Below are 14,751 nucleotides of genomic sequence, written 5' to 3' on the forward strand. Positions count from 1 at the left end.
GCACGCACTCGCGGGCCAAGCCTGGGCGTCCAACCGGGATGGCGTTCCTGATCACCAAAGGCGGTGCCGGCGCAGTGCCCTGTAACGAAAAAGGGGCCCTGCTTCTGCAGGGCCCCTTCGTTTTCTCAATTACCGATCCGCTTCTCAATGCCGATCTTTACCGACCTATCGAGCATGTGCCCGTAGGCACTTTCGTCGCGGCGGAGCAGAAACTCGGCGGTGACATACCAGCCATTACGGATGTCATAGGAGCTCCCCAGCGAGGCCGACGTGAAGCGCCTGCTGAAGCTGCGAAGTGCAAAGGTGTTGTACTCGCCATCCACCTCGTCAACAAAACGCACACGGCCGTTGTTGGCGCCGAACACATCGCGGCCATGCTCCAGCCTCAGCTTGGGCGAGAACACGCCCAGGGCCGTGGTCACATCCCACTCCAGCGTGACGCCGGCGCCGACGGTGGCGAAGTCAGCACTGCTGCGGTCATACGCAAGGACCGAGGACGCCGGAGCACCTGCCTCCTCGAAGCCGGAGAGGTCGGTGCGTGCGAACTCGTAGCTCAGATACGGGGTGAAAACGAGCGATTCGTTCCGCAGGTTGTACCCCGTGGCGACTCGGCCAAAGACCTGGTCGCCGTTGCGCTTCCCTGCTGCGATGTTCTCACCGGTACCGACTGCGCGGCGAACGTCGAAGTCGAGATCCTGCATGCCCACCACGGCGTCGATGAACACGTTCTTGAAGGGCATGTAGGTTCCGTAGGCAGCGACGCTGTAGCCAACGCCCTCGCTACGAGATCCAGCCTCGCCAATGTCAGTAACATAGCGGCCGTAGCCGAGACCAACACCGGCAAAGGCCTTCTTGCCCAACATAGTGTCAACGCCGAACGTCAAACCAGTGGTCGTGAAGTCGATGTTGCTGTCGTAACGACTTGCCTGAGTCTTGCCGAAGTTCATGGCACCGCTGGCCCAGGTGCCAAACTTGCGGCTGGCGTTGGCATTGTCCCCGGAAGCGTCAGAGGCCTGAGCACGGTAGATCTCTTCAGCCTCCTCTCGGTCACGGTGCAGCTGATCATCGGTCGGATTGCCCATCCTCTCGTCTTTCTGCTGACGGGAAGACGCGCTGCTCAGGGTGATGCCATTCTCGAAAGCCGAGCGATGACGTCCGATGCGGAGCGATTCCGTGCGCTGCTGATAATTGCGCAGCTGGCCCTGTCCCAGACGGCGTGCAGCCTCTGCCTGCATGGAGATCAGCTCAACCACGCTGGAGTCCATGGCGGGATTGTCACGAGCGACAACCTGAAGGACCACGGAGCCGATGCCCGTCTTGCCGGCATCGTTGGTCAGCGTGAACTCAATCGTGACTTCACCCTTGAAGCCCGGGGTCGGACGGAAGTCGATTCCAAAGTTGCCATCACCGCCAACTACCGATGCATGGCCACCTGCGGCTGGAATGACCGCAAGGAGTTCAGCTTCAGTGAAAGGCCCGCCCTGGACACCGGTGGAGATGTCGATAACGGTGGAGCCTGACTCCTCGACAGCGCCGGTCTGCGGCGGAACCACAACTTCCGGGGTGGCTTCCTTCACCACCAGCTCTACGGCGACGGGAGCCGCAGCGGCGTACGTGTCGTTTGCGGCCGCGGTGACCTCAAGCGCACAGGTGCCGGCAGCTACACCGGTAACCACGTTCGACGCCACAGTACAGATGGCAGGAGTGGACGACGACACGATGACTGGCATGCCGGCATCGCTGGTTGCCTGCAGGGTGACGGTCTTGCCAGCCTCGATGTCGCCCGGCTGCACCACAGTGATGACCTGCGGCAGCTTCGCCGGCGGGGTCTTTGCATTCACCTGGAACGCAATGACCTGATCGGCCGCGGCGTTGTGGGTCGCGTCGCCTGCAGCGCTGGCCGTGACCGAGCAGCTGCCGGCGGCGACGCCGGTAGCTACGTTGCCGGCCACCGAGCAGATGCCCGGGGTTGAGGACACGAACACCACCGGCAGGCCAGCATCGCTGGTCGCCTGCAGACTGATGGTCTGACCAACCTCAATAGCGGCCGGCTGCACCACGGTGATGACCTGCGGCAGCTTGGCCGGCGGCGTCTTCGCATTGACCTGGAACGCGATGACCTGATCGGTCGCGGCGTTGTGGGTCGCATCGCCTGCAGCGCTTGCGATGACCGAGCAGCCGCCGGTGGCGACGCCGGTGGCCGCGTTGCCTACCACCGAGCAGATGCCCGGGGTGGTCGACAGGAGGGTCACAGGCAGGCCGGCATCACTGACGGCCGACAGGGTGACGGTGTCGCCCACTTCGATAGCGGCCGGCTGCACCACGGTGATGACCTGCGGCAGTTTCGCCGGCGGGGTCTTTGCATTCACCTGGAACGCAATGACCTGATCGGTCGCAGCGTCATGGGTCGCATCGCCTGCAGCGCTGACGGTGACGGCGCAGCCGCCAACGGCGACACCGGTAGCTACGTTGCCGGCCACCGAGCAGATGCCCGGGGTCGAGGACACCAGCACCACCGGCAGGCCAGCATCGCTGGTGGCCTGCAGGGTGACGGTCTCGCCCACTTCGATAGCGGCCGGCTGAACCACGGTGATTGCCTGCGGCAGTTTCGCCGGCGGCGTCTTCGCATTGACCTGGAACGCAATGACCTGATCGGCCGCGGCGTTGTGGGTCGCGTCGCCTGCAGCGCTGGCGGTGACCGAGCAGCCGCCTGCGGCGACGCCGGTGGCCACCTGCCCCGCCACCGAGCAAATGCCAGGGGTGGACGATACGAAAGTCACCGGCAGGCCAGCATCGCTGGTGGCCTGCAGGGTAACGGTCTGATCAACTTCGATTGCGGCCGGCTGCACCACGGTGATCACCTGCGGCAGTTTCGCCGGCGGCGTCTTCGCGTTCACCAGGAAGGTGACGATCTGGTCAGGCGCCGGGTCGTGGACTGCATCACCAGCAGCGCGGGCAATGACCGCGCAAGTGCCGACGGCGCCGCCGGTGACGACGTTTCCAGCCACCGAGCAGACACCCGGGTTGCCAGACTCGAAGGTCACCGGCAGGCCAGCATCGGTGGTCGCTTGCAGGGTTGCGGTCTGACCAACTTCGATGTCGACCGGCGGGGTGATGGTGATGGTCTGGGGCAGACGCAGCACCAGGAACGTCAACGTCACGTCAGTGGCAGCATCGTGGGTCGCATCGCCGATGGCGCTGGCGGTGACCGAACAGGTGCCGGCAGAGATGCCGGTGATCACGTTACCGGCGAGCGAACAGACCGACGGGCTGTTCGCCAGCAGGTTCACCGGAAGACCGGCATCGCTCGTTGCCGACAGGATCGCGGTCTGGCCGATCAGGATGTTAGCCGGCTGGCCAAAGGTGATGGTATGGGGCAGCTTCGCCGGCGGGGTCTTGGCGATCACCGCGAACGAGATGGCCTGATCGGCCGCCGGATCGTGGCTCGCATCGCCCGCAGTGCTGGCGGTAACCGTGCAGCTACCGGCGGCCAAGCCGGTCGCGAGGTTGCCGACCACCGAGCAGACACCCGGTGTGGACGAAACGAAGCTCACCGGCAAACCAGCGCTGCTGGTTGCCTGCAAGGTCGCAACCTCGTCAACCTCGATGTCGGCCGGCGGAGTGATGGTGATGGTCTGAGAAAGACGCTGAACCTGGAAGGACACCGTCACGTCCGCAGCAGCGGCGTGACCAGCATCGCCAGCAGCACTGGCGGTGACCGAACAGGTGCCGGCGGTGAGGCCGGTGGCCATGTGGCCAGTCACCGAACAGACTGCCGGGGTATTCGACGCCAATCCCACCGGCAGGCCGGCACTACTCGTTGCCGACAGCACTTCGGTCTGGCCGATGCGAATGTCGGCCGGCTGGAGCACGGTGATGACGTGGCCCAGTTGGTTGACCTGGAAGCTCAGGGTTACGTCGACGGCCGGGTCATGGTTCGTATCGCCTGCGGCGCTTGCGATGACCGAGCAGGTGCCGGCGGCGACACCGGTGGCTACGTTGCCGGACACCGAGCAGACGCCCGGCGTGGAGGACACCAGCACCACCGGCAAGCCAGCATCACTGGTCACTTGCAGAACCGCGGTCTGGCCAACGTCAATGTCCGACAGCAGGCCGGAAGTGATGATCTGGGGCAGACGCTGCACCAGGAAGGTCATCGTCACGTCGGCGGCCGGGGCGTGGTTGACATCGCCTGAGGCGCTCGCGGTAATCGTGCAGGTGCCTGCATTGTTGCCGGTGGCCACGGTGCCGGCCACGGAGCAAACAGCCGGGGTGTTAGACGACAGGGTCACAGTCAGGCCGGCATCGCTGATGGCCGAAAGAGAGGACGTCTGCCCCACCAGGATGTCGGACGGCTGAATCACGTTGATGACGTGGCCGCGCTGGTTGACCTGGAAGCTCACGGTGACGTCAGTGGCAGCTTCATGGTTTGCATCACCCGCGGCACTGACCGTGATCGAGCAGATCCCAGCGTTGATGCCTGTAGCGACACTGCCGGTGATTGAGCAAACGCTCGGAGTACCTGATGTGAAGGTCACCGGCAAACCAACGCTGCTCGTTCCTGACAGGGGCGCAATCTGAGCAACCTCAATATCAGCCGGCTGGCTGGCATTGATGAACTGTTCCAGCTTTTTGACCTGGAAGTTCATGACCGCGTCGGCAGCTGCTTCGTGGTTCACATCGCCCGCGGAGCTAGCGGTGATTGAGCATGTGCCGGCATTGAGACCGGTGGCCACATTACCGACGACTGAGCATATGGCAGGGGTGTTCGACAGCAGGGTTACCGGGAGTCCAGTGTCACTGGTCGCCTGAAGAGACGCGGTTTGGCTAACCGAGATGTCGGCAGGCTGTACGACCGTGATCAACTGCGAGAGCTTATGGACCTGGAACGTCAGCGTGACATCAGTAGCCGGCCGATAGGTCTCATCGCCCGCCGCCGAGGCCGTCACCGAGCAGGAGCCAATGCCAACTGCAGTGACCACTTCGCCCGCTAAGATGCAGATTGCAGACGTATCAGTGTTCAGCACAACCGGCAAACCGGAGTCGCTCACTGCGGAAATAGAGGTTGACTGCCCATAAGGCAGATCGGCCACAGGAGCAATAGTGATGACCTGATCAGCACGCGCAGCCGCCATCATGAACTGGGCTGTCGTATCAGATTCAGCGTAATCGGAGTCTCCCATTGCCACAGCTTTGATCATGCACATACCGACCACTCTTGCCGTGACAACATTCCCGTCGACAGAGCAGCGACGGGGAGTCATGGAATTAAGGGCTACTGGGCGGCCAGAATCAGTCGTCGCCAGAATGGTTGCGCTCTGCCCGACCTCGAGATCAGCCAGCGGGGAAATGGTGATTACCTGTCGGATCAACTGCACACCAACAGGGAATTGGACGACTTGCTCGGTTGCATCAAAGAATGACTCATTACCAGCCGCATTCGCAGTGACGATACAAGTGCCAACGGAAAGCGGGGTCACAATGTTCTCGGTCACTGTGCAGATACCCGTTGTAGTCGAGGCAAACGCAACAGGCAAACCGCTACTGTTTGAATACTGAATCGAGACGTCGGTGCCTATCCTCGCTGATTGCGGGGGAGTCAGCGAAATGAGCTGCGAAGACTTCACGCGCTCTACAACCTCAAGCGAAAAGGCCTGCGGCCAAGCCGGAAGGTAAGTGCTATTCCCATCCGCGTTCACAGTGCCGCGGCACGTGCCCACAGCGAGCCCGCTCACAACATTTCCTGTCACGGTACAGACGCCCGGGGTAGTAGAGGCGAATACCACAGGCATGCCACTGTTGCCGGTGTAGGTTATCGATAGACTAGAGCCTATCGGCACTGATCCAAAGTGCGAAAAGTTAACCCATTGCGGAATTCTCTCTTTCTCAATGTGGAGCGAAATAACCTGCTCAACAGCTGGTTTAAAGCTTGAATCGCCAGAAGCATTGACAGTTACCACGCAGGTGCCGGGCTGCAATGGGTAGATGCTTGTGCCAGATGTCCTGCAGTAATCAGGGGTGCCTGTGGCAATGATCACGGGAATGTGGGGGGCGTTAGTGGTGAACCCCATGACTGCCGGCTCACCGCTAAATAGAGGGCCGGGCGGCGGGGTAACCACAATGACCTGGTCGGACAGCCCGTCGAATACCTCGACTGAAAAAGCGACATCGCCTGCCGCGGCATAGTCCTCGTCGCCGGCAGCCATGCGAGGCAACGATCCTGTAACGATGCTCTGATGGTAGTTTTCGGTTTCGGCCTGCGCACATGGAGCACTGGCTGCCAAAAGCAACGAGAGCAACCCGGCGGTCACCCACTTTCGTTGCGGCCTTGGCACGGCGGCTGACGTCGTACAACCCATAGGAAATCACCTCAAAAGAATGGATCGGTAGTGCTTTTTCTTGATGGCGCGAAATCGCTACCGATCCGCTGAAATAGCGGGCACGGTTAGGTGAAATGGTAGTTACTCACCGACTGCAAGCCGTCCCGTAACCCGGCCCGCGACAAGGGGGGATAGACGCTTTTTCCCTGCTCTTAAATTAAATGAGCTGCCGTCGCGCAACTTTTGCGACCTCGACAATGCTGTTTGATTGAGAGGCCGGCATCTGTGCCCGAAGGGAAAGCAAGATGGCCTCTGAAACCAGCATCGAATGGACCGACTCGACGTGGAACCCGTGGATGGGCTGCACACGAGTTTCGCCTGCCTGCGACAACTGCTACGCAGCTGTCAGCGCGCCAGCGCGCATACACGCCATAGCCTGGGGCGCTGGTGAGGACCGGGTTCGCACGACCGTCAAGAACTGGAACCTGCCCCTGCGTTGGCAGCGGCAGAGCAGCGCATTCTTTGAGGCCAATGGCCGTCGCCGCCGTGTGTTCTGCGCGAGCCTGGCCGATGTCTTCGACAACCAGGTCGACGTGGAGTGGCTGGTCGACGTGCTCGCCGTCCTGCAGCAGACGCCCGATCTGGACTGGCTACTGCTGACCAAGCGCATCGGAATCGTGGTCAACCGACTGCGCGCGGCTGCCGACCTCGCCGCGGCCCGCCAGGCCACTTCTGAGCTGGCGTTGTGGATCCGTGCCTGGGTGGATGGCCAGCCGCCGGCCAACGTCTGGATCGGCGCGACCGTTTGCAACCAGGAGGAAGCCACTCGGGACATACCCAAGCTGCTGGCGGTACCGGCGGCCACACGCTTCCTATCCATCGAACCACTGCTGGGGCCCATCTCTCTGCGCGGCATTGCCGCCGGGGACCCCGCAAGCTTCGACGGCGTTGCCGCCTTGAGCTGGGTGATCGTTGGGGGCGAGAGTGGACCGAAGGCCCGTCCCATGCTGCCTGCGTGGCCGCAGCAGCTGCGCGATGAATGCAGCAAGGTGGGCGTCCCTTACCTGTTCAAGCAGTGGGGCGAATGGCACACGGCCGCTTACAACGCGAGCACCGGCCAAGCTGTGTTCCGCCAGTTCGATAGCCACCAACACTGGGTCAACAAGGCGTCCACCTGGGTAAATGGCGGAATCTGCCTCGACAAGAACGGCCGCGAACTTACCAACGGCGCCGCCTTCGCGATGGCCAGGGATACTCAAGCCTTCCCAGTGACGATCATGCACCGCGTCGGCAAGGCCGCCGCCGGCCGCGCCCTCGACGGTGTCCTTCACGATGGATACCCAATGCTCAATCGTTAGTGACCTTGCGCTACCACGTTAGAACCGCGTCCCCTCACCTCCCCCTCCAAGGACTTTCATGGGAAAGAAATCGACGATCTTCCGTAACCTCCTGCTGGCTGCAGCCGCCGCCGCGCTGGCCGCCTGCGGCCCAAATCAAGAGATGCTCGACAATTACGATTGGAGCAACGATCCGGATATCCTCTTGCAAGGCTGCTTCAATGGGAACATCGCCGGCTCGTGCGCGAAGTTCGAGGGAATCTACGGGATCGACCCACGTATTTCCTATGCCTGCGCACGCCTCGTGGACCGACTGCCAGGCTGCGAGGATCGTGTCCGTAGAGCTCGCTCCCCCAGTGGGCGGGGCTGACTCACACCACCTGCCACGTTAAAGAAGTCCAGACGGCGTGGAGTGGCTATCATTTGTCTCGCTGCCATTTGTCGAGAAAGGGCAACTTTGCATGAGCACATCGATAAGTAGGCTTGTGGACAGCCCAAGAACCAGCCACCACTGTGACCATTAACAACGCCCCCTCCGAGAGTGACTTCAATCAAGGCTCGGAGGCTGTCATCTCTGGCATGGCGCTGAAGCGTCCCTGTCGGGACTGCCCCTTCCGCGCCGATTCCCCTCGGTTCCTGACCGATAGCCGATATGGCCAAATCGCCAAGGCATTGGTAGACCTCGGGGAGACGTTCACCTGCCACAAGACACTGGAATCGGGCCACGAATCGGGCGACCTGGTCATCGGTGAGAGCTCGCGCCATTGCGCCGGCGCCATGATCTGGCTGCAGGCCCAGGGCCGCCCCAATGCAATCATGCAGGTCATGGAGCGCCTTGGCGGATGGTCTCCGGATCGACTCGACATGAAGGCCCCGGTCTACCGAACTCGTCGGGGTTTCGAGTGCGGGGAGGAATAATCGGCGTGCCATTGCCAAAGCCAACGTTCGGCCAGGCCTGCAACGGCTGCGGCTACTGCTGCACCGTCCAGCCGTGCCAGCTAGCCCGCGAGTTTCTCAACTGCCACACCGGTCCATGCGTAGCGCTGGAGACCCAACAGGAGCGCCACATATGCGGCCTCGTACGCAACCCGCTCGCCTATCTGTACAAGGTCATGAATCCGATGGCGGATGTTCCGCTGCTGGATCCACCGCCGCCGAGTGAATCCGCCGCTAGGTTGTCTGCCGACATCGCGTCAGCACTCGGGTTAGGCATGGGATGTGATGCTGATGATGACCTGCCATCGCTGATGGCATGGAACGCACTTATCACCGAGGATTCGTCTTCTACTCCAGCACAAACTTGCTGAAGGCGATCGTCTTGCCACAATGACAACTTCTCTCTGAGATTCACGATGCACAATCAAGCGGAACCGCCACCGGCACCACTGCCCTTCCATGACCTGCTGGATGCGCACACGCTTGGCCTGCCCATCTGCGGGGATGAAAGCGACCCCGTTATCGTGGGAGACAAGGCCTTAGTGGCGGGCGACATCGGTAAGGCTGTCGAGTGCTACCAGTCCGTTCATGACATGTCGGATGACACCTCCTGCAAGCTTGGCTTCGCCCTGATGCTGCTGGATCAAATCCCTGCTGCCAAGCAGCACCTCAGCAAGAACTATTGCAGGGCAACCAGCAATGGCACGGCGGCATTGGCATTTTTGGAGAGCACGCGTCAGCAGCACGAGACCCTGAAGCGGGCCGTCTCAATGGAGCCCTCTGGCGCGTACGCCAGGATCGTTTATCTCCGGTCGAGAGCCATTTGGGAGGACCGGGAGTTTGCTATCCAACTGGCCGAATCGGCCATCGCTGAGTTTCAACGTCATGACTTGTTGGCCATTCGCGACCGATTGCTCCACTCCTTGGATAGAACACCCGAGGTCCATATCGAGCAGCTTCTTGCCCATGGGGTGCGCTACCCGGATTGCGCGGCAGCAGTCTTGGAGATCTCTCTTTCCACGGGCAATGTCCGGGCAGGGCTCCACGCAGTGGACCTGCTGCTCGGTCACAATGAAGGTAGAAGCAACGCAGATCTCGAAGCGGAGATCTTGCGAACACAGCTCTACCTTGTCGACGCGGGCAAGACGTTCAAGCCGGATTCGATCAAGGCTGCACGTGACCACTTGAACGCGGCCCTGGCTCTCGGCTTCGGACCGCAGACGCACCACAATCTCGCCACCGTATTTGACCTGCAGCTGCGACTGTATGAACGTGATGAGGCTGGCGCTCAGGAACTTGCGGAGAAGCTTGGCGCCCTGCTTTTGCTTGATGAGAACAGCACGGGAATGGACGATGACATGAGCCCAGTGCGGCTTTCGCCGTACTGGGAAATGGTGATCTCATCCAACATTCTCGATGTTGAACACGTTTCCTCCATAGCTGCCGATAACGGAGCCTGGGAGCAGTCCATTGCTGTTGGGCGGCTACTGAAGTCTGAGGCCGATCCGGATCCTGAGGATCAGGACGCCCTTGTCGATGCCGTACTGGCGCGACCAGTTGCCACCTGGATGTATGGACCTGCGGTCAAGGCGATGATCGGACGGGAAAGGGTGGTCATCCCCACCCTCGCCCGATGGCTGGTGCTCGATTCCAAGGCTTACGGCGAGTTCGCCGCATTTCCGGACGAAGTCCAGTCAATCCCCACGTCTGACCTTGTGGAACTGGCAGCGCACCTGCTGAGCGAGAGCGCGGCAGCAAGCAACGACGGCGGGCGCATCGGCGACATATCTCCCCACTGGCTCATCAAGTCGCTCGTGGATATGGGCCGGCCGGACTTGGCCGTAGCCATCACTGAGGTCTCCCATGAAGGGCTGAAGTCAAATGCCAGCGCCTTCTCGCTGGCTTACGCCCTGCACCTGGGCAACCGACTGGTGGACGCTGCTGCGATTTACAGAAACGGTCTTGTCGATGACGACTTTTGGGGGCACACAGCGTGCCGCAATCTCGCCATTTGCTATCAAGGCCTGAAAGCTATGCCAGAGCTCACCAAGCTGGCAGAGCGAGTCAAAGAGAAGACGGGTGCGCCTGATGCCGGCGACGAATGGAAGAACCTACACCGGGAGATTGCTGGATGGTTGGCGCAACTGACCACCCCGCCCACGACCACGACCACGGCGCGGGATGACGCAGTGCAAGCCCTGTTCCGCGAGTACAGCAGCATCAAGGCGAACACGCAGCCCGACGTACACCAGCTCACGTTGGGCCAGGCTGTGGCCCTGATGGCGCTCCTTCGAGCCGGCGAGATCGATCACGCCACCTGGAAGATCGGCCCTATCAAGGGTGGAGAGGTTTCCTTTGATCCGACGGGGCGTTTCCTGCCGCTGCTCGGGTCGCTCGTTGAGGGAGGACTGCTTGGAGTTGGAAGCGTCAGAACGGACGGAATTCATTTCGATGGGCAGAAAGCCGCCTTCGACTGGGACGCAGTGACCTTCAAACTGCCGCCGTCCACTATGGACCTTCATCGATCGATCCGGGACCTGTCTCAACAGGAGTGGCCGATCCACTGGCGGCAGGAGCTGGAAACCCTGGCTACATCGCTAGCCACGGAAGAATGCATGGCCTACATGGAGCACCTAGCTGACGAACGGAATCTGGACCTGCCGGCGGATGCTGATCTACGGGCCACCTTCGTCAGCCAGCTGCAGTTCGCGCCGGTGAGTCAGTGCTGGTATTTCGCGTTCCTGGCGGCGCGTGCCACCAATGACTACCGGACAAAGTACCGGGCTGGCCAGAAACAGATCGCCAGCTACATGCTCAAGCGGTTACGCACCACTGGCGAATCAGCACAGGCAGGTAATTGGGAGAACCGCAACTTCGGCCGCATAAAGGCGCTACCGCGGACTCTCTTTGCTGGCGCTCTGCACGATGTTTTCACTGGATGGGGTGAGTCGGCCTTCGATCAAGAAATACGCGCCTTGATCGCCTAATGGCTGCCGGCGACGTGCGCAGCCCCAAGAATCGCTTGTCCAGATAAAGCGATGCCGGCGTAAGCCGGCATTCGCGTGGGGCGGCCCTTATGGTGCCAGCCCCACTGCAAGATACGATGACGATTATTCGTCTTCGTCGTCTTCGTCTTCGTCTTCTAGCTCGTCAACGGTGACCTCTTCAAGAGTCGATTTTGCATCTTCCACCGTCTCGTTGATTTCCTCGAGAGCCTTCTGAGCCTGGGCCGCGTCTATTTTGCCGGCTTCAAGATCGTCAACCGTCTGGATAGCATCCTGCTTGGCTTTCTCAAGCGGCTTGATCACCTGGTCTTGCAGGCGCTCAATCTCCTCGTGATACGTCGGATTTTCGGCGGTCTTGTCGTGACGCACAGCCAAGTCGAGCCTGCGAACTCCCTCTTCGATCAAATCACCAGCTTCTTCATCAACACTGGTCAGGTCTTCGTGGATCTCATCCACCGGCCTGATTTCTTCAACACCACTCTGCTGAGTCATATCCCACCTCACTTACCCGATCCCGCCGGCCCCGGATGGAGCCACGCACGGTATCTCGGCTAAACCACATGCTGGCGGACCGGTCGATTTCAACCCCAAGGCCGTTGGCATTTGTGAACGAATTTTCAGAACAGCACTGGCACCATCACACCCCCGCCAACGAAGGTGCGCGGCTCGAAGGCAATGATCATGGCCACAGACGCGGTCGGCTCTGGTGAGAGTGCAGCCACCGCGTCAGCCGTGGCCATGTCGGCCAAGAGTTGCCTAGGACATACCTCGCCGACCTTTAGATCGTAGCTCTTCTTGACGAACGGATCTGCGAGTTCGCAAACGGCCTCCAAGGCGGCCTTCATGGTCTCTACGGAGCGCGTGTCGAGTGGCATCAGGGTTTGGTTGATCAGCTTGTAGGACTTCACCTGAAGGCCGTTATCGGCGGTGAGCGAAATCTTGAACACAGCCGCGCGTTTGCGAGCCGGTGAGTGATAAAAGAATTTGTGCAGGTATTGGTTACTCATGTCCGTGTTGCTTCTGTTTCTCAGCCTCTTTGAGAACATCTCGTCCGCGCTGTAAAAGTTGCTGTTCTGCAATTTTGTACCTCGAGCCATGGCTGCGATCATCACCGTTAAGAAACTCAGCTCCTCTACCCAATCTCTATGCCTCAATCTGTCTCTCGTCCTCTTTTTTTGCCAATCGACGCCAGGAAGGCCAGTGCGTTCTTCCGTGAAGGCTTGCTGCCTGCCTCGAGCATTGAGCGCGCAGCCCTGATGGGCGCAATGACCCAGCTAGCCAACCCGATGTCCCACGTGGCTTTGGAGCGTCTGGTGGCTTCAGCAGAACAGCAGTTCGCCCAAGAGTCGGCCGCCGGCGAGCATTATCTGGCCAAGATGCGCGCCGCCGACCCTAGCTTGCAGCCCCGGGAGGTCTTCGCGGGACTCGCAAAGTCCGGGGTGACCTACGCCCCGGCCGACATGGTGGCCGGGGCCGAGTGGCAGTCGGCCGCCGGCGGATACGACTTTGCATTCCAGGCTGCCTGCCGGGCCCAGATGCAGGACTGGGAGATATTCTTCGAGGCACCCGGCGCCGCGCTGTTGGGCTCGGACGACGATGAGCCAGTCAAACCCCGGACTGCAGTGCGCTTCAGTGGCCTGCGGGATCAGGGCGTGGCCGCCCGAGTCATCGCCGCTGGCAGGGATGAGCATGTTGTAGTCAATGCCTACGCCGGCACCGGCAAGACGCATCTAATCCATACGCTGGCATCCAGCCTGGGGCGCGAGGTGACCTACATCGCGCCGTCCGTGGCCCATCTCTACGGCTTCATGACCCACTCTGCCGGCGATGGCTCCCAGGTCAAGCGCACCACTTTGTGGGAGCTGTCCCACATGATGTGCCGCACGCATGCCCGGGCATTGGGGATGGGGCATGCACCGCGTAGTGGTTCATCGCTCCTTACCCTGGACCAGCAGGCCTCCTTGGCCGGCATTACCCCGATCGACAACGCCGCCGTCGTGCTGACCCTGCAGCGCGCACGAGCGATAGTCTCGGGCTGGTGCCATACCGATGCACCTCAGATCACCGAAAAGCATGTCCGGCGCTATGTCCCGCTCTGCGCGCCTGCCGCCCTGGCCCGCTACATCGACGCAGCGCAGCGCTTGTGGGCGGCCATGATCAACACGGCGCCGAAGGGCGGGCACGCCTTCGACATCAACATCAACCACTTGGCCAAGTGGCTGGTGCTCAGCGGCGCCCGGATTCCCGCCTACCACGGCCTACTGCTGGTCGATGAGGCCCACGATCTCCGCGCGGCGTGGCGCCACCTATTCAACACCTACGAGGGTGGCTGCGTACTGCTCGGCGATCCCAACCAGCACCTCATGGGCAACCCTCACCAGTTGACCGGCGTGAAGCAGGTTTCCATGTCCCACTCAATCCGCATGGGACTGGGAGCCGAGTCCCTGGTGCAAAGCACCCTGGAGATGGATCCGACCGGCTTGATCCATGACAGCTTCACTGGCTCGAGGGAGCACATCACCAAGCAGCGGCGGTACGCCGGCCGCGCAGAGGTGCCGTCGACGGGCCTGCACGTCTATGGCTCTGAGTGGAGCTTGCTGGAAGATGCCCTGCAGCTGCAGCAGGCCGGCGCAGCATTCCGCCTCCTCCCAGCGTCACTGTCCCAGCTGGAGCGCCTGACCAAGGAAGCGATCGCGATGCGGCGGGGTGACTCCTACCGAGGCGTCAGGCACAACTCGCAGAAGACTTGGCCTGCGCTGATGGAAAGCTTGGAGCGACAAGGCCTGGAGTCGTTGATCGCACGGTTCGAGCGGGGCTTGAGCACGCACGACCTTTCCCTGCTGCAGGAGGCCCAAGCGCAGGATGGGACGCAGGCAGTGACTCTAGGACTGATTGAACACGCCAAGAACCTGGAGGCCGGCCAGGTGGTGCTGAGGGATTGCTGCTTCGACGTCCAACTGGGGCAGCGCAGCTACATGCCATCGCGCGCCGCCTATCTCGCGATCACCCGTGCCCGCCACGAAGTCTGGATGCCCGGCGATGCCCTCGATCGGCTGGCGGTCCTGCAGCAGAGGCACGCCTAACGCCAACTTTTCCGCCCCCTTCCAACCGGGAGACTCTTCCGGGAGGGGGCGCTTCGATGCCTCTTATGTG

The 14,751-nt window shown here is 61.4% G+C and carries 9 protein-coding genes; 6 read left to right on the forward strand and 3 right to left on the reverse strand.

What is annotated here, in order from left to right; translation table 11 throughout:
- Window positions 1-125: 125 nt before the first annotated feature.
- The gene (locus tag ACVOLS_RS00215; RefSeq protein ID WP_481543922.1) at window positions 126-6,206 is read right to left on the reverse strand and encodes an autotransporter domain-containing protein; all 6,081 of its coding nucleotides are present in this window, start codon (window positions 6,204-6,206) and stop codon (window positions 126-128) included.
- A gap of 419 nt (window positions 6,207-6,625) precedes the next feature.
- Here ACVOLS_RS00215 and ACVOLS_RS00220 point away from each other — a divergent pair, with 419 nt between their 5' ends.
- The 5 genes from ACVOLS_RS00220 to ACVOLS_RS00240 all read left to right on the forward strand — a co-directional run bounded on the left by ACVOLS_RS00220 (window position 6,626) and on the right by ACVOLS_RS00240 (window position 11,580).
- Window positions 6,626-7,678, forward strand: a complete 1,053-nt coding sequence (locus ACVOLS_RS00220) for a phage Gp37/Gp68 family protein (protein WP_481543923.1) — start codon at window positions 6,626-6,628, stop codon at window positions 7,676-7,678.
- A gap of 58 nt (window positions 7,679-7,736) precedes the next feature.
- Window positions 7,737-8,027 (forward strand): hypothetical protein, encoded by a 291-nt coding sequence (locus ACVOLS_RS00225; protein WP_481543924.1) that lies wholly within the window; start codon window positions 7,737-7,739, stop codon window positions 8,025-8,027.
- A gap of 143 nt (window positions 8,028-8,170) precedes the next feature.
- The gene (locus tag ACVOLS_RS00230; protein WP_481543925.1) at window positions 8,171-8,575 is read left to right on the forward strand and encodes a hypothetical protein; all 405 of its coding nucleotides are present in this window, start codon (window positions 8,171-8,173) and stop codon (window positions 8,573-8,575) included.
- 5 nt (window positions 8,576-8,580) lie between these two features.
- Entirely contained in the window at window positions 8,581-8,964 is a 384-nt protein-coding gene (locus ACVOLS_RS00235) for a hypothetical protein (RefSeq protein ID WP_481543926.1), read from the forward strand.
- A 45-nt stretch (window positions 8,965-9,009) separates the two neighbouring features.
- Window positions 9,010-11,580, forward strand: a complete 2,571-nt coding sequence (locus tag ACVOLS_RS00240) for a hypothetical protein (protein ID WP_481543927.1) — start codon at window positions 9,010-9,012, stop codon at window positions 11,578-11,580.
- A gap of 123 nt (window positions 11,581-11,703) precedes the next feature.
- Here ACVOLS_RS00240 and ACVOLS_RS00245 read toward each other — a convergent pair whose 3' ends face one another.
- Both ACVOLS_RS00245 and ACVOLS_RS00250 read right to left on the reverse strand, forming a co-directional pair.
- Window positions 11,704-12,090 carry a hypothetical protein gene (locus ACVOLS_RS00245; protein WP_481543928.1) on the reverse strand — a complete coding sequence of 129 codons (387 nt, stop codon included), beginning with the start codon at window positions 12,088-12,090 and terminating at the stop codon, window positions 11,704-11,706.
- Between the two features lie 125 nt (window positions 12,091-12,215).
- Entirely contained in the window at window positions 12,216-12,605 is a 390-nt protein-coding gene (locus tag ACVOLS_RS00250; protein WP_481543929.1) for a hypothetical protein, read from the reverse strand.
- 258 nt (window positions 12,606-12,863) lie between these two features.
- Between ACVOLS_RS00250 and ACVOLS_RS00255 the strand changes: the two genes are divergently transcribed.
- Window positions 12,864-14,681, forward strand: a complete 1,818-nt coding sequence (locus ACVOLS_RS00255) for a hypothetical protein (RefSeq protein WP_481543930.1) — start codon at window positions 12,864-12,866, stop codon at window positions 14,679-14,681.
- Window positions 14,682-14,751 lie beyond the last annotated feature (70 nt).

It is taken from the genome of Stenotrophomonas sp. STEN038, assembly GCF_056759895.1.

What these genes read in the sequence shown, in the direction of transcription:
- ACVOLS_RS00250 (WP_481543929.1), bottom strand. Translation starts at nt 12,605, where the DNA reads ATGAGTAACCAATACCTGCACAAATTCTTTTATCACTCACCGGCTCGC.
- ACVOLS_RS00255 (WP_481543930.1), top strand. Translation starts at nt 12,864, where the DNA reads ATGACCCAGCTAGCCAACCCGATGTCCCACGTGGCTTTGGAGCGTCTG.
- ACVOLS_RS00215 (WP_481543922.1), bottom strand. Translation starts at nt 6,206, where the DNA reads ATGGCTGCCGGCGACGAGGACTATGCCGCGGCAGGCGATGTCGCTTTT.
- ACVOLS_RS00240 (WP_481543927.1), top strand. Translation starts at nt 9,010, where the DNA reads ATGCACAATCAAGCGGAACCGCCACCGGCACCACTGCCCTTCCATGAC.
- ACVOLS_RS00225 (WP_481543924.1), top strand. Translation starts at nt 7,737, where the DNA reads ATGGGAAAGAAATCGACGATCTTCCGTAACCTCCTGCTGGCTGCAGCC.
- ACVOLS_RS00245 (WP_481543928.1), bottom strand. Translation starts at nt 12,090, where the DNA reads ATGACTCAGCAGAGTGGTGTTGAAGAAATCAGGCCGGTGGATGAGATC.
- ACVOLS_RS00220 (WP_481543923.1), top strand. Translation starts at nt 6,626, where the DNA reads ATGGCCTCTGAAACCAGCATCGAATGGACCGACTCGACGTGGAACCCG.